This is a genomic window from Paenibacillus sp. W4I10, assembly GCF_030816325.1.
Classification (GTDB): Bacteria; Bacillota; Bacilli; order Paenibacillales; family Paenibacillaceae; genus Paenibacillus; species Paenibacillus amylolyticus_B.
On the sequence record NZ_JAUSXX010000001.1, the window covers coordinates 1116456 to 1131057 of the forward strand.

Here is a 14602-nt window from a genome sequence, read left to right on the forward strand (position 1 = left end):
CCCACAGCATGCAGTTTGAACAAGCTGCGCTGGGTGCATTGATACTCAAATCAGTGGAAGCTTTGGAACATGCAGAGATCCTCACTGCAGATGCGTTTTATGATAAGGCCCATAGCCTAATTTACAGAGCGATTGCAGAATTGGCTGAAGGTCAAAATCCGATCGATCTTGTTACAGTGACGGAAAGCCTGAAGGACAAAGGTGAACTGGAAGACATCGGAGGAGTCAGTTACCTTGCTAAGTTGGCGGGGGGAGTACCTACTGCCGCAAATGCCGGTTATTACTTCGAACAGCTTCAGGATATGGCAGTTCGCAGGGAGCTGATCCGGACGAATATGCTTCTGATACAGCAAGCAGCTGCTGGAACCGAACTGTCGCAGTTAATGTCTAGCGTTCAACAAGCACAGAACAAATTAACTGATCGAGCAGCACCAAAACAGGATTTTAAGCGCATTGAAAATGTGTTGATCGAAGTTGTGGAATCTGCTGAGGTTCGTTTTGACAACTTTAAGAACGGTACAGTCACAGGTATTCAAACAGGCTTCACCGATTTGGACAGTATTACAGCCGGATTGCAAAAGAGTGATTTGATTATTGTTGCTGCTCGACCATCAGTAGGTAAAACGGCTTTCGCTCTGAACATTGCCCAGAACGTGGCCATTCGGAATACCGAACCTGTAGCTATATTCAGCTTAGAAATGTCGGCAGCTCAACTTGTTCAGCGGATGGTATGTGCTGAGGGGAACATCGACGCAAGTAACATGAGGATGGGCGATTTTGCTTCAGGCGATTGGACAAAATTTGCTGAAGCAGTCGGAATCCTGGGTGCAACAAATATCCGTATCGACGATTCGCCAGGTATTACTGTACACGAGATCCGCGCGAAGTGTCGCCGCCTTAAAAAGCAGGAAGGACTGGGGATGATCGTCATCGACTATCTTCAGCTCATCGCAGGTCGTCAAGGAAAAGGTTCTGAGAATCGACAGCAAGAGGTTTCCGAGATTTCAAGGACTTTGAAGCAATTGGCTCGTGAATTGGATGTTCCGGTTGTTGCATTGTCCCAACTCAGTCGGGCAGTCGAGCAACGCCAGGACAAACGCCCGATGATGTCCGATTTGAGAGAATCCGGGTCCATTGAGCAAGATGCCGACATCGTAGCGTTCCTGTACCGGGACGACTACTACAACCAGGAATCGGAGAAGAAGAACATCATCGAAATTATCATCGGTAAACAGCGGAACGGTCCGATCGGTACTGTGGAACTGGTCTTCCTGAAGCAATTCAATAAATTCGTTAATTATCAACGCACTCATAACGATTCATTCGGGCCAAAACCGCCACAACAGCCTCAAAATATTGAACAACGCCAGTGGGCGTAAGGAGGAAACGGACATGAAGCAAGGGAAGCGGCCGACAAAGCGGCAAAAGATTGAGATTAAGGCTAATGGCTTGAATGCGGAGAACTGGTTGATTGAAAGGGATATGCCAGACCGAATGGTCATTGTTCATCGCTTCTCAGGTAAGCCAAGAACTATTCGGCGGGGAGCATGATGGGCAGTTCTTGGACGAGATGGTCGGTGTCAGAGTACATGAGACATCGATTTATGAACACGGGACAGGTTCCAGATCAGGATGAGTTGCAAAAGGAATTTGCGGGGATTGATCAAACTGAGCTCCACGAAGGGATCGCTGAGTTTGATGCAATTGTCGGTGAAGTGCCAGGTCAGGAGGTACAACATGCGAAAGCTGATTGATCCGCACCATCAAACACACTTGAGTTACGTTGTTCGTGGGGACGATGGTCGTAAGCTGGCCGAGGTGTTTGTCATTCGGCGGGACATGCTGCCTGCACGTCAACGCAGAAAAGTAAGTGTGAAAGGACGGAAAGCCAAATGATTACTTTTACGGTTTATGGGGAACCGGTGGCACAAGGTAGACCCAAGGCTTCAACCCGAACTGGTTTCGTGAAGATGTACGATCCAGCCAAATCTAAGGACTATAAAGATTATGTACGATTGGCTGCTAGTGAGTATGCACCTGATGCTTTGTTACTCGGACCCATTGGAATGGTATTGACGGTTTATCGGTCCATACCAAAATCACTTAGCAAAAAGCGTGTTGCTCTTGCTGAAGCTGGTCACATCGTACCGACGACCAAACCGGACGTGGACAATTACTTGAAGGGTGTAAAAGATGCCCTGAAAGGTGTGATTTGGAAGGATGATAGCCAGGTAGTTGAGGTGTTTGCCCGGAAGCGGTACAGCGCACGACCACGTATTGAAGTGAAAATCAAGGAATTATCACAATTATAAAATTTGAGGAGATGAATGAATATGGTACAAGATTTCGCAAAATTCATGGCAACTACGGACAAAAAGATTGTATTCGGTGATAAGGATGTTGAGCTGAAGCTGACGATTCCACATAAGGTGGCGCAGCAAAACCTTCAGTTCCTGACAAGTTGCCTGAACAAAGAGATTCACGTCATTCTGGGAGATCCACAAGCCGCATTCGATTTTGAGGATGAGGAACGGGACGCCATGTATCGTACTTGGAACGGCCATCGCGTAACCACTGATCAATCTGGTGTTGTTACCAAGATCGATCGGCCAGGTTCCGAACCTGAGCAGGATGAAAATCAAGGCAAGATGTTCGGACCAGATGGCGAACCGATTCAGCCGCAGGGGCCTTCTGAAGATGGTCAGGAAGATGGAAATGATGAAGGGCAACCAGTCGTGCCACCAACAAGCGGCGATGATCCGGGTAACGATCCGAACGATCCATACGGTGACGACGACATTCCGAACTGGATGAAAGATGGTGGCGATGATCAGTCCGGACCGAAGGAGATGGATTTCTCTTCTGGAGATTTAGAGGGTGAGCAGCCGCCTGCAGGTGATACGGAAGGTGCTTCGGACGAAATCAATCCCGATGACCTTGAACGTTACATCTTGGAAAATCGTCCAATCATCCCTGATATCACCCTAGACGTTCCTGCTGCGATTGAACGTAAACGTGGAAGCGATGAAACTTGGCGTGAAATTGCTGACAGCCTGGGTATTTCACAAGGCAAGCTGAGTGGTGCAATTTCTCGTTACAAGAAGGCAGTCAAGGAACAAATGGCAGGCAGCGGGGTAGCGTAATCTTCACGAAAAGGAGCCCCGGTCAATGTTCGACCGGGGTGATATATAACATTCTTAAGAATTTAAAATATTTCTAATCTCATCTTCTTCCTTTAATTTTACCCACTTCAAAATAGGACGAAGGAAGATATGGATTGCTTCACAAGCAGCTGCCGCCATTAGAAAAGGGAGCAGCACACCATCTGACCAATCAAGAAAATCTTGGACCTTACTGTTATGCGGTAGTTGTCCAACTTTCATTTGAAAATATAAGTAAAATGCAATTAACGTATAGGAAAAAAATTTGAATATATAAAGAAGCGTATCTGCAATTCGTATAACAGCTGCGAACATATAAATCACCTCCTTATGTGATTTATCGGATCACATGGAGAGGAACATTAGGCGCATAGTTACCGTTCACTCAAATTCTATGGGCTGGATATGAAAGCTTTATAAAGCATTAAGGCAACGTCATTCTGTTGGCTGCTGCCGAAGCTGAAGCCAGGCATTTCGTTTGCACTGAGCTGAGACTCGGTTTGGGTGGCTCTAGTACAAGACGAGATCCCGGTGATCATTCATTAGGACGGACCACCAGTACGTATATCAACAGGGTATCCTCCTTAAATATTGGAAGAAGGTGAGTCATATGAAAGTCCCTCGAATCCTGCATTATCCTGGTAGCAAGTGGAGCATGTCGGATTGGATCATCAGCCAGTTTCTGAACATACAACATATTTGGAACCTTTTTTTGGATCTGGTGCAGTTCTCTTTAGCAAAGAGCGTAGCCAATTGGAAACCGTAAACGACATAGATGGAGAAGTCGTCAACCTGTTTCGAGTAATTCGTGAACGACCTGATGAATTGGCACAAATGATTAAATGGACGCCACACTCGAGGCAGGAGTATTACGAGAGTTATGAACCATCATCCGACGATTTGGAGAGAGCTCGCCGATTGGTTGTAAGGTTGTGGCAGGGAAGAGGGGGTAAGACAGCCCATCGGACCGGTTGGCGCAGCATGATCGAGTGCAATGGACCGCTTCCAGGACAGGAATGGGTTTCGTTTCCTCAAAAGATATCTTCTGTTGCTCAGCGGTTGCAAGGAGTACAAATTGAATGTCAACCTGCGAATGAATTGTTACAACGTTATGCGCGACCTGGGGTGTTAATATACGCAGATCCACCATATCTTCACAGCACTCGGACAACAACCAGTTATCGCTATGAGATGACTGATCAAGATCACTGTAGCTTGCTTGAAATTCTCAATGAGCATCCAGGACCAGTGGTTCTGAGTGGGTACAGTCATGAGTTATATGATAGACAGTTACGGCATTGGCGGCGGGAAACGCGCCGAGTTAAGGCTGAAGGTGGTGCTTCACGAACTGAAGTTCTTTGGATAAACCCGGTCGTAGCCGGACGAGTCAGACAAATGCAATTATTCTAAGGAGCTGATCACATGGCAATATCTCCAAAGGTAATTCAGTTGATCGACAGGGCTTTGAATCCGTTGATCCAGTCAGGCTGCCAGATCGATCAAATCAAAATGGTTTGCGCTGCAGGTATGGAACTGGTGGAACAGGGATCGGTTCAGACTGGATTTGGAACGCTGCGAGTTGAACCGAGTAATTTCATGCCTCGCGGAAGGTCATACCTGATTGAAAATCGATATCGGGGATTCACATGGGTTCGATAATTTTGAGTCTATGTTCTTGAAAGGAGAGATAATAAAAGAAGAGGCATTTGGCCTCTTCCTAGGGGATAAGAAATAAAGAATGCTCACTCTTATGTAATGTGTTTCCTAAGACAGAGATAAAAAAATTGCTACTACTCCTATTAAGATAAATATCACACCAGAACCTATGCCCGTTGTACTACTGATTTGAGCACTTTCTACGTTTTTGTGTCCAGGGGTAATACGTTTAAAAAATCGTGAAACAATAGAGTTCGGATTTTTGCGATCATACACCGTGAGCGCGATTATTATGATACCTAATACAATCATTCCCAACTTAGTCATCTCCTTTTAATGATAAATACGACAAATATATTAAAAAGTTCCATTTTAAATTTTGTTTAAGGAGGATCAGTAGATGACGGATTACCTGAATGTGAAAACGGAAGTGTGGACACCTGAACAAATAGCGAATCACTTGAAGGCAATTGGGGCTGAGTATCCGCCAAAACCACCCGACAAGCTGCAAAAGGCGGTTACTGCTCCACAACAGCATAATGGCAACAGCAGGTACTATAAACGCGGAGGTGAGTGGTAGGTTTGCAAAGAGATCATAGAGCATTGCTTTTAGAATATGGTTATCCGGAAGAACTGGTAAGTGCTTGGAGTGCAGAAGATTGCGCTGCGAAGTGGGAAGAGTTTTGCAGTGAAGTCATTCCAGAATAACAAATATCCCCCGCAAGCTTGCCGGCCAGGCGGGGGATAGGATGGTCAATATTTCCTCATTCGTCTTATTAGTATATCACAGGATAAAGGGGAATGAGGGGAATGGCGATGGCATGGGGACAAGGGGAACTCTTTGCAAAAGCATCTAAACAGGAAATCCAGCGGACAAAGTTCCTGCTCGATAAATATACAGATATGGTTTCCTTAATGAGAGACTTTGAACAATTCGAGCAGGATATGCAACAAGTAGGCATTGATGGCGAAGCAGCTCGCCGCATCGATCAGACAGATCTGCATGCTGACAAAACGGCAAACGCTACGATTCTTATAGAGAAACAACGCTGGGTGTACAAAAGATATGACTTCTATACACACCAATTGGAAAGGGCGCAACGGCTAATCAAAGACGAAGAAGCCCGTAAAGCCGTTGATTACAGATACATTCAAGGTTATTCACGCAAGGAAACGATACTCTTCTTCCGGCGCGCACTCAGTGACAGCACGATCAAGCGTAAAATCGATGAGGGACTGGAGAGTGTCGCAAATACTTTGAAGCTTATCGGCTTCTTTGAGCAAGATGATGCTGAATTCTAAAAAAGCTGACGAGTTAATCGTCAGCTTTTCTTTTTTGCACTATCATCCTTTAATGAAATTTTGCAGTTCGTTCTTAAAGAATTCCAGTTTTTCTGGAGTGTTGTTTAACACTAATTCAGTCAGTTCCATTCCATGAACTATTTTATTGTAGTGTAAAGAGTAACCTTCAAATAAGCGTTCTAACAATTCACTTCCAACAACATCTTTTAATACATTTGTGGTACCTCTTCTAGGAAATAATTTATTGTCATCGGTTGATGATAACAAATAGTCGATTTCGCTCTTTATTCGATCTGGATCTGTAGCAGCTATTGATAAATTTTGGTTAATGATTTCAGAAAGCTCTTGATAACAGTCCAAAAAAAAGTTCTCGTACTCTCGTCGTTCCAAGATAATTATATTTTCCCCATAACTTTCTCTTAGTTCATTAATTTTTCCGTCATTTTTATTATCTGCATCAATAATTATCTTATAAGGTATGGGGCTTTGCGATACACCACTTAGAACTAAATCCAGTTTATCTTTGTGTTCGCGCATAGCGGTTTTCTTAATGAAGTGTCTACCTGTTCCTTTCATGTTAAGTATTCTATAGTTGTATCCTATCTGCTTTATACCAAAATGAGAGAGTATTTTGGGAATTACATGTTCCTCAGTTTGTCCTTCTACAAATATTACTTTATCAGACAAAGCATAGTCGCTGTTACTTACACCTATATCTTGTAGTAATTCTTGGATTTGTTCTAACTGTGTGAAAGAACTTATTCCCTTCAACTTACTAACATGAAATAAATGTTTTTCAGAAGGAAAATTAATTAAGATAGGTGAGTGCGTCGTGAATATAAATTGGTGCTCACTGCTCTCACTTACTAAATCATATATGGCCTTCTCTGCAGAAGGATGTAAGAATACTTGTGGCTCATCAAATAGGACAATACTATTTTCTTTTGTATAGAGAACACACAATAGTAATAGAACATGAGTATAACCACTTCCACACTGTGATAAGGGAATCGGCGTATCCAAGCCTTCGAAAGTTATACTAATAAAAGTTTGATTCGCTGCATCAATAGGAGTTCTAATAGAGGTGACATCAGTGAATATTTGAGTGAATGTTTCAACAATAATATCAAAAGTCTCTTCTTCATTGTTATGCAGAGAGTAAAGAAACCCATTGAGGTTAGTGCCGTTGATGTTCAAGGAACGGTTTAAACTCGACCCTTCAGTCGAAGGAACATACCTAGAACCAACTACATAGACAATTTTGCTTTTAAGAAACTTAAATAGATTGATGAGGAAGTTTGGTATACCTAGTAATGAAACTTGGCTTGAACTTTTTGTACTTGAGAACATGTATGTATCGTTGCCCATCGTTTTTGAAGTCTTATTTTCGTATACGGGCCTAAAGAAATTATTATAGTAAGCTTCGATTTTATCAAGAACTGTAGTGTTATTATTATTAAAGAAATATAGAGTAAGTCTGAACTTTTCTAAATGCTGTAATATATAATCTTTATCAACACCTTCATGCAAACTATCCAACTCTTTGTTAGATAGACTAATTTCCATTACAATTTTTATTGACTGTATATGTAAATTTTCTGTGGGTATGATAACTAAATTTCCCTCCAGAACTTTATATATAGCTTCAATAAATGCAGATTTACCTGTATTATTTTTCCCTGCCAATGCATTGATTTTATTATGTAAGTTAATCTCACCTGTATCTTTTATGCTTTTGTAATTCTCAATACGAACATTTAGTATTTTCATTATGTATACCTCTATTCTTTTTTCTATTAAATATAACAATATCATTATAGTCTATCTTAGCATGTAATTAGAGGGAGATTTATTGACCCGAACGTGAGCCAAGCCTGACCTCATCTTGAGACCATGTTGAACCCCACCTGACCATTTTTTCGTGATACATTAGGAGCATAGAAAAAGGCGAGAATGAAACGCACAGCTGCACATGCGGCATATGACTGGGGCGTTCTCTTCTCGCTTTTTCCAAATTCTTGAAAGCTGTGGTTAACTATACTTTCTTTTTAGAAAATAAAAAGTAACTTAATACAATAACCAAGATTCCTAAAACTGAATAAATTATCTTGAACGTATCATTCTCAAGTTTAGTCACAAAAAAACCACCAATTGCAATAGCTAGAATTAATAGACCAAAAGGCACTTTGTTTTTCAAATTAAAACCTCCTTCTGTATATATTTGGTTGAATTATAGCATATTTTGGTATAAGATGTCCTTGTACCAAATATTTGAAAAAAAGGAGAGAAGACATGAATTATTTTTTCAAAAGGACTATTTCTAGTATTGTGGCTTTGGTATTGTTATTGAATTTGGTAGGTGTGGCTTCGGCGAGTGCTAACAACGAGAATGTTACATATCAATTCAGCCAAACTGAATTTGCTGAGTTGGAAAAGGCCTTATACCTTATTGAAGCTATCCCTGATGAAGTGATTGAAAAAGGTGCCCAAGCAACTGCAAAATGGCTGAGTGCTTATACAGGGGATAAGTATATTACAGATGGTGATAAATTTTATAATTTGTCTAAAGATGATACTGTAGGAACGCTGGGTGTTATCGGTTGTACTTCTGCAGTAGGACTTGCTATTGCGGAGAACCTTTTCGCATTCGCAAAAATTGCAAAGATTAAAGACGTTATCAAAGCCGGCGGAGGAGTAACAAAATTCATTGGTAACTTGGTTCCGGCTTTCAAAGTTGCTAAAAACGAGTGGGGTTATAGCGTAAGTGAGGCAATTGGATATGCTGTCAAATTCGCTGCAAAAGACGCGGGTCCTGAGTTGATTAGTGCAGCAATTGGTTTCTTTAGTATCGGTGATATCTATTCTGCTTGTTTCGAATGAAGAACTCATAACTAATATTGAATTAATAAGAAAATCAAAGGAAATGACGGGTTTGTTCCGAGGAATCGGTACTCTCCCGTTTTTCTCTTCTTGACCGGTTTTGTTAGCTTCGGTAAAATGGTCTTGTTCTTCCTCTATAGTTACATAGTACGTATGCATTTAAAGCAAAGAGCGCAGCGTATTTGTGGCGACCGTTTCGGGCGCATGCTTTTAGGACGTAACACCAATATCATACATATCACATTAAAGTCGTTCCTTCACTGGATCGACTTTTTTTCATTGGAGGAATTGAAGTGATCAGCAGAAGACGGAAGAAGATACGCATTCGCCCCATCAAGCAGCCAGAGAAATGCAAAGGTTGTGTATGGGGAAGGTGGGATGGGGTTAAGCAGTTTTGCCCTAAACCTGATGATTGTTGTGTGAGAAAGGAAAAACCTTCCTGAATGTCGAATTATGATGTCGAGGAGGGATTCGTATGGAAATGTACAAAGAGTTTAAGAGATACTTTGGAAACAGATCAATTTATACGGATTTACTAATGCATATTCAAAACAGTCAGCTTGAGGAAAAAGTACTGGCATTCTACCCGGAGGATTGGTTCGGTAAAGAAAAACCAGGGCTGACCATATTCACGGACAAAGATATCATTTCTATAAAGAATGACACGAGAATTCTGAGTGAAATTATTTATAAAGATTACAAGGTGACTAAACTAGACTATTTAAAACACCATAATGATCGCTATGCCGGTTCGAAATTGACTATCACTCTGGATTCAGGAGAACAATTGATTTTTGATGCTTCTAAAGTTGCTGACGAAGATTACATCGAAACACTTTCGCGTTATATCAAAATGATATACGAATTTCTTAAGGAAGCACCGTAAATTGGGTGCTTTTTCTTTTGCTCTCATATGACAGAATGTGAGCCGTTCTGAGCTTCTTGACATGAGAACGTCTGTTTGTAGAAATCAGTCTATTGAAGAGCGGAGAACAGCAACTGAGTGAGCCTACGCATGCATATGATGGTCACCCAAACGTTGAAACCAACTCAACACAAATCCCCTTTGTTTAACTTCCATTATTTGAGTATGATAGTTATGGAGAGGGGGGATACAATGGATGTTTTGAACAATGATACATTGCATTTGGATTATAGTGATTTTGAAGAGATTGAAAGAATCAAACTTCAGAATCCGGGTACAGATTATATGTATGCTTTAAATGTGCGAGCTTCTGTAACAATCGGAAGTGATGCAACAAAATTTACACGCATCGAAACCCATGATGCATTAAAAGAACGCTACAGCAAACTAATTGGAGTCCTGGAAGAAGCATTAAGGACACAATGAACAATAGAAACACACAAGGACGAGCCTTTGAGCTGGTCCTTTTTTATTGCCTAAAATCCAATGGAGGTAGAGAACATGAACATCAGAATCGTGCCTATCGATCAGATTAATGCAGCAGCCTACAATCCCCGGGTTGACCTTCAGCCTGGCGACGTTGAATACGAGAAGCTCCGCCGCAGCATAGAGGAATTCGGTTATGTTGAACCTATCGTCTGGAATGAATGCACAGGGAACATGGTCGGCGGACATCAACGGTATAAGATCATGGTTAACGAGCTGGGTCACACTGAGCTGCAGGTGTCCGTTGTGGATCTCGACGATCAGCAGGAGCGTTTGCTGAATATCGCTTTGAACAAGGTGTCTGGTCGTTGGGATGATGAGGCTCTGGGCAGATTGCTGGGTGAGTTGCAGGCCGATGGGGCCGACCTGGTGTTGTCTGGCTTTGACCAGGAAGAATTTGAGGATCTGATTGCAGAGTTCGGAACTATACCTGATACGGAGATTGAAGTACCAGTCGTTGAGGATGATTTCGATGTTCAAGGTGCATTGGATAATATTCTTGAGCCTGAGACGCAGCGGGGCGATATATGGCAGCTTGGCCCACATCGATTAATGTGTGGGGATTCCACTTCCGAAGAAGATGTCGGTTGCCTGATGGATGGGGAGCTGGCTGACCTGGTAGTGACTGACCCGCCATACAATGTGGCTATAGAGAGCGATTCGGCACGTCTGGCAGCAGATGGCCGGAGCAGTATACAGAACGACGACATGCCTGCAGAGGAATTTGCGGGCTTTTTGCATGCTGTTTTTGAAAGATATTCAAGTGTTATGGACCGAACGGCTGGTATATACGTATTTCATCCCTCTTCCTATCAACGGGAATTTGAGGATGCCATGAATGCTGCCGGTATTGTTGTTCGGAGTCAGTGCGTGTGGGTTAAGAATGCTGCATCATTCGGCTGGTCACAGTATCGCTGGCAGCATGAACCTGTATTCTATGGTCACATAAAAGGAAAAGCTCCTGCTTGGTACGGTGATCGTCGGCAGACCACGGTATGGCGTGCTGGTCTGCCAGTAGAAGAGGCCGAACAGTCTACGGTCTGGGAGGTATCCCGTGGTGATGTTGGCAAGTACGTTCATCCCACGCAGAAGCCTCTTGAACTCCTGGCTATACCAATTAAGAATAGCAGCCGCCCTGGCAATACCGTTGCGGATTTCTTCGGTGGTAGCGGGTCCACATTGATGACATGCGATCAAATGGATCGATCTTGCAGGACCATGGAGATTGATCCGAAGTTCTGCGATGTAATCAAACAGAGGTACCAGGAGGCAAACGGTACAAAGCCTTTGCTTTTATTTAGGGTGAGTACAATTAACTAAAAGGCTTATGTCGTTTATAAAAGGGGATTTGTTGCATTATGTCGAACTAGATACCTAAATATAAACGATATAGGGGCCAGGAACTTCATGAGATATTTCTTAGTGTTTCAAAACAAAAGCTACAAAGAAGAGAAAAAAGGGGAATTCTTATGGGCTCCTAAAGCAAATAAAGAAGGTCAGACCTTCCATCACTGGAATTCCATGACCTTAGTATCAAAAGGAGACGTAATTTTTAATAGTTTTAATGGTGAATTGTTATCAATTATTGTTGCAAAGAATGGTTTTAAAGAGTCACCCAAGCCTGACGATCTTGCAGGAGTTGATCTATGGGAGAAGGACGGGTGGAAAGTTGATGCAAGATACGTTCAAGTGGATAAACCTATTAGGTACAGGGATAACATGGATGACATCTTAGCTTTGCAAGGTGATAAATACGCCCCCTTTAATTCATTAGGCCGAGGTAATACAGGGTATCTATTTCAGATAACAGATCAACTTGCTGACTACTTATTCTCCTTGCTAGAACTTAAATTGGAGGATGTTGTCACCGTTGAAAAAAGCGAAGATGAATTAATTGAAGCTGAAATAATTGCAGTTTCAGATGAGCCGCAAGAGACAGTTAGAGAACAAGTTGTTAAAAACAGAATCGGTCAAGGTATTTTCAAACAGAGGTTAAGAGCACTTGAGGAAAAATGTAAGTTGTGTGGGATTGATAATCCCAATCTTTTAAGAGCTAGCCACACAAAACCTTGGAGTGTGTCCAGCAACAAAGAAAGACTCGATCAATATAACGGTTTTTTACTATGTCCGGCTCATGACGTTCTTTTTGATAAGGGTCTGATAAGTTTTCGGGATGATGGCTTCATTGTATTGTCCCCGTCACTTGAAGCCCATAATAGAATATTGATGAACGTACATGAAGAAATGGAAGTAAATCTCCTAGAAGGGCACAAAATTTACTTGAAGTATCATAGAGATCATATATTTAAAACTCAATAAAACACAGGTAACCGTCTTGAACAAGGCGGTTATTTTTGTTGACAAATTAAAAGGAGGACGCTGTAACGTCCTCCTGAAACCCAGGTATCCCCCGACTGAGATAGCGGCCCGCCGCGCGCGGCTTTATCGACAACATCCGCTATCTCGCATTCCATAATACAGGAAAGTCGAGGGGTACACATGAGAACACCAGATGAAATTTTGTTGCAGCACGAGCTTGAAGTCATGGAGGGGATCCTTGAATCAAAGGAACAGTACCGCAAAATCGTTAAAGCTGCTATTGCCCAGTGGGTTAAAGACCTGCAGGCTGGAAATATAAAGATGCAGACTGTTCAAGATCTGGAACGTCTCATCGAATTGGATATCAAGCTTCAGCAAGATGAGTTTTAATTCTCTGTGTACATCATGTTGCATACACCATTAGCAGTGTACTCCCATGTACGTTTATTTGAAGGCCAAGGTTCTTGATGAGTGAAAGATTGTCCATCCTCGACCCTAACATTGGTTACTTCAGCAAACTTGTAACTTTGTCCTGAAGGAGAGTTACTCCATCCTTTAATTGTTTTTTCGCATTCAGCTATACAAGCGTTTCTTGCAACTTCATTAATTTTCTCATCGGAGGCTCTTGAAACCTGTTGAATTACAAAATGCGCACTAACGTCGATAGGATTTCCCGATCTGTCACTATAAATTTTGATATCGCTCATGTTTACGTCTCCTTTGAGTGTTAAATTATTAATACGAAATATAGTTTGACCCAACATGTTGGATTCATGTCTGGTAAATCCAACTGTGAAAGGATATGAATACGAAGGAAGGTACAAATATGTCCGTTCCGTTACAGGCATTCAGTTCGAGGGAAATAATACATCCCATACGGATGAAGTGTTTTCGTTTGTTGGGGTTCCGATTTCAATCAACTTGACGGGTAATGTGGTAGAGCTTCGCGTGATCGTTGACCCCTTGAATCCATTGGTGGTGCCTGTGGGGGATTATATTGTCAAAGACACAGCAGGGACATTAAAGCATATGAAGCAAGCAAATTTCGAATCTGAATACACTGTAGTCGAATAGGGGCTGTGACAGGAAACTGTCGCGGCCCTTCTTTGTTGGGGGTGGTGATGAATGTAGATGGCCAGAGAGAGAAGTCCCGAACGGGACAAGGCTAAACTGATGTGGCTGGAGAGCGGCAGGAAAATGATGCTAAAAGACATCGCCGCCGCTCTTTCTGTTGGGGAGACTCAGATCCGAAAGTGGAAGTCTCAGGACGGTTGGGCGGCTGAATTGAATAGTAACGTTACCATTGAACCCATTAGTAACGTTACTAAACGAGGAGCCCCAAAAGGGAACAAAAATGCATTCGGTAATCGCGGTGGAGCTCCACCAGGCAACAAGCGAGCTGTCGGAAATAAAGGCGGGAACGGTGGACCACATGGGAATAAGAAAGCCGTAACGACAGGTGAGTATGAAACCATTTGGCTGGATGCCCTGGAAGATGACGAGCTGGATCTGATCGATCTGATTGATACGGACCCGATCTTGCAGGCAGATGAAGCCATAATGAAGTTTGAAATCCGCGAACGTCGGATGTTGCTTCGGATCAAGAGGCTGACCAATGGCCTGACTGAGAGAGAACGGCGTGTTCTTTATGAACTCAAATCCATTAAAGAAGCTATGACGGTTCATGATGAGATGTCAGGGAAGACCAAGACGATTCCCATTACTCGCACGGAGCTGGTCGAATCTGAGATCGAAGAAAAGACATTCCGCCAGATCGATGACATCATTTCCCTTGAGGAAGCACTGACCCGCAGTCCAGGACAAGAAACTGAAAGCCATTGAACTGAAGGCACGGCTCCAAGATGAAGAGAAG

Annotated in this window: 23 protein-coding genes; 19 read left to right on the forward strand and 4 right to left on the reverse strand. The window is 42.6% G+C overall.

The genetic code is table 11. The features are described 5' to 3' along the window. Positions 1 to 8: 8 nt before the first annotated feature. Genes dnaB through QF049_RS05100 form a run of 6 tightly spaced genes read left to right on the forward strand, consistent with a single transcriptional unit; the run spans position 9 to position 3143 of the window. On the forward strand, positions 9 to 1379 hold the full coding sequence (dnaB, locus tag QF049_RS05075) for a replicative DNA helicase (protein WP_307535337.1): 1371 nt from the start codon (positions 9 to 11) through the stop codon (positions 1377 to 1379). A 13-nt stretch (positions 1380 to 1392) separates the two neighbouring features. Next, a complete protein-coding gene (locus tag QF049_RS05080) occupies positions 1393 to 1551 on the forward strand; it encodes a DUF6906 family protein (protein WP_307535339.1) in 159 nt (52 codons plus the stop codon). A gap of 38 nt (positions 1552 to 1589) precedes the next feature. Continuing rightward, the gene (locus QF049_RS05085; RefSeq protein WP_307535341.1) at positions 1590 to 1754 is read left to right on the forward strand and encodes a hypothetical protein; all 165 of its coding nucleotides are present in this window, start codon (positions 1590 to 1592) and stop codon (positions 1752 to 1754) included. Next, positions 1738 to 1896 (forward strand): hypothetical protein, encoded by a 159-nt coding sequence (locus tag QF049_RS05090; protein WP_307535343.1) that lies wholly within the window; start codon positions 1738 to 1740, stop codon positions 1894 to 1896. Before QF049_RS05085 ends, QF049_RS05090 begins: the two co-directional genes overlap by 17 nt. Beyond that, the gene (locus QF049_RS05095) at positions 1893 to 2312 is read left to right on the forward strand and encodes a RusA family crossover junction endodeoxyribonuclease (RefSeq protein ID WP_307535345.1); all 420 of its coding nucleotides are present in this window, start codon (positions 1893 to 1895) and stop codon (positions 2310 to 2312) included. Before QF049_RS05090 ends, QF049_RS05095 begins: the two co-directional genes overlap by 4 nt. Positions 2313 to 2333: 21 nt before the next feature. Then, positions 2334 to 3143, forward strand: a complete 810-nt coding sequence (locus QF049_RS05100) for an ICP22 family protein (RefSeq protein ID WP_307535347.1) — start codon at positions 2334 to 2336, stop codon at positions 3141 to 3143. Positions 3144 to 3197: 54 nt separating this feature from the next. On the opposite strand, the gene QF049_RS05105 is transcribed toward QF049_RS05100, so the two are convergent. Continuing rightward, positions 3198 to 3476 carry a hypothetical protein gene (locus QF049_RS05105; protein WP_307535349.1) on the reverse strand — a complete coding sequence of 93 codons (279 nt, stop codon included), beginning with the start codon at positions 3474 to 3476 and terminating at the stop codon, positions 3198 to 3200. Positions 3477 to 3824: 348 nt separating this feature from the next. Between QF049_RS05105 and QF049_RS05110 the strand changes: the two genes are divergently transcribed. The 5 genes from QF049_RS05110 (at position 3825) to QF049_RS05130 (ending at position 6119) form a co-directional block, all read left to right on the forward strand. Further along, positions 3825 to 4571, forward strand: a complete 747-nt coding sequence (locus QF049_RS05110; RefSeq protein WP_307535351.1) for a DNA adenine methylase — start codon at positions 3825 to 3827, stop codon at positions 4569 to 4571. A 12-nt stretch (positions 4572 to 4583) separates the two neighbouring features. Then, positions 4584 to 4820, forward strand: coding sequence for a hypothetical protein (locus QF049_RS05115; protein WP_307535354.1), 237 nt, complete (start codon positions 4584 to 4586; stop codon positions 4818 to 4820). Between the two features lie 397 nt (positions 4821 to 5217). Further along, entirely contained in the window at positions 5218 to 5397 is a 180-nt protein-coding gene (locus tag QF049_RS05120; RefSeq protein ID WP_307535356.1) for a hypothetical protein, read from the forward strand. Positions 5398 to 5399: 2 nt separating this feature from the next. Continuing rightward, positions 5400 to 5525: a hypothetical protein gene (locus tag QF049_RS05125; RefSeq protein WP_307535358.1), complete on the forward strand. Its 126-nt coding sequence runs from the start codon at positions 5400 to 5402 to the stop codon at positions 5523 to 5525. Between the two features lie 102 nt (positions 5526 to 5627). Beyond that, entirely contained in the window at positions 5628 to 6119 is a 492-nt protein-coding gene (locus QF049_RS05130) for a hypothetical protein (protein WP_094938840.1), read from the forward strand. A gap of 42 nt (positions 6120 to 6161) precedes the next feature. Here the strand turns inward: QF049_RS05130 and QF049_RS05135 are convergent, their stop codons facing one another. Continuing rightward, the gene (locus QF049_RS05135; RefSeq protein WP_307535362.1) at positions 6162 to 7889 is read right to left on the reverse strand and encodes an ATP-dependent nuclease; all 1728 of its coding nucleotides are present in this window, start codon (positions 7887 to 7889) and stop codon (positions 6162 to 6164) included. Positions 7890 to 8154: 265 nt separating this feature from the next. After that, positions 8155 to 8316 carry a hypothetical protein gene (locus QF049_RS05140; RefSeq protein ID WP_307535364.1) on the reverse strand — a complete coding sequence of 54 codons (162 nt, stop codon included), beginning with the start codon at positions 8314 to 8316 and terminating at the stop codon, positions 8155 to 8157. 95 nt (positions 8317 to 8411) lie between these two features. Between QF049_RS05140 and QF049_RS05145 the strand changes: the two genes are divergently transcribed. The 6 genes from QF049_RS05145 (at position 8412) to QF049_RS05170 (ending at position 13119) form a co-directional block, all read left to right on the forward strand. Then, positions 8412 to 8999: a hypothetical protein gene (locus QF049_RS05145; protein ID WP_307535366.1), complete on the forward strand. Its 588-nt coding sequence runs from the start codon at positions 8412 to 8414 to the stop codon at positions 8997 to 8999. Positions 9000 to 9474: 475 nt separating this feature from the next. Further along, a complete protein-coding gene (locus QF049_RS05150) occupies positions 9475 to 9885 on the forward strand; it encodes a hypothetical protein (RefSeq protein ID WP_307535368.1) in 411 nt (136 codons plus the stop codon). A 231-nt stretch (positions 9886 to 10116) separates the two neighbouring features. Beyond that, complete coding sequence (locus tag QF049_RS05155; protein WP_307535370.1) at positions 10117 to 10350, forward strand: hypothetical protein; 234 nt, start codon at positions 10117 to 10119, stop codon at positions 10348 to 10350. A 75-nt stretch (positions 10351 to 10425) separates the two neighbouring features. Beyond that, the gene (locus tag QF049_RS05160) at positions 10426 to 11730 is read left to right on the forward strand and encodes a site-specific DNA-methyltransferase (RefSeq protein WP_307535372.1); all 1305 of its coding nucleotides are present in this window, start codon (positions 10426 to 10428) and stop codon (positions 11728 to 11730) included. An 87-nt stretch (positions 11731 to 11817) separates the two neighbouring features. Further along, the gene (locus tag QF049_RS05165; RefSeq protein ID WP_307535374.1) at positions 11818 to 12729 is read left to right on the forward strand and encodes an HNH endonuclease; all 912 of its coding nucleotides are present in this window, start codon (positions 11818 to 11820) and stop codon (positions 12727 to 12729) included. A gap of 180 nt (positions 12730 to 12909) precedes the next feature. Further along, positions 12910 to 13119 carry a hypothetical protein gene (locus QF049_RS05170; RefSeq protein WP_307535376.1) on the forward strand — a complete coding sequence of 70 codons (210 nt, stop codon included), beginning with the start codon at positions 12910 to 12912 and terminating at the stop codon, positions 13117 to 13119. Here the strand turns inward: QF049_RS05170 and QF049_RS05175 are convergent. Continuing rightward, a complete protein-coding gene (locus QF049_RS05175) occupies positions 13116 to 13436 on the reverse strand; it encodes a hypothetical protein (protein ID WP_307535378.1) in 321 nt (106 codons plus the stop codon). The two genes, QF049_RS05170 and QF049_RS05175, sit on opposite strands and share 4 nt — an antisense overlap. A gap of 55 nt (positions 13437 to 13491) precedes the next feature. Between QF049_RS05175 and QF049_RS05180 the strand changes: the two genes are divergently transcribed. Together QF049_RS05180 and QF049_RS05185 are read left to right on the forward strand one after the other, a co-directional pair. Then, positions 13492 to 13803, forward strand: a complete 312-nt coding sequence (locus tag QF049_RS05180; RefSeq protein ID WP_307535380.1) for a hypothetical protein — start codon at positions 13492 to 13494, stop codon at positions 13801 to 13803. A 57-nt stretch (positions 13804 to 13860) separates the two neighbouring features. Then, positions 13861 to 14571: a phage terminase small subunit-related protein gene (locus tag QF049_RS05185; RefSeq protein WP_307535382.1), complete on the forward strand. Its 711-nt coding sequence runs from the start codon at positions 13861 to 13863 to the stop codon at positions 14569 to 14571. Positions 14572 to 14602 lie beyond the last annotated feature (31 nt).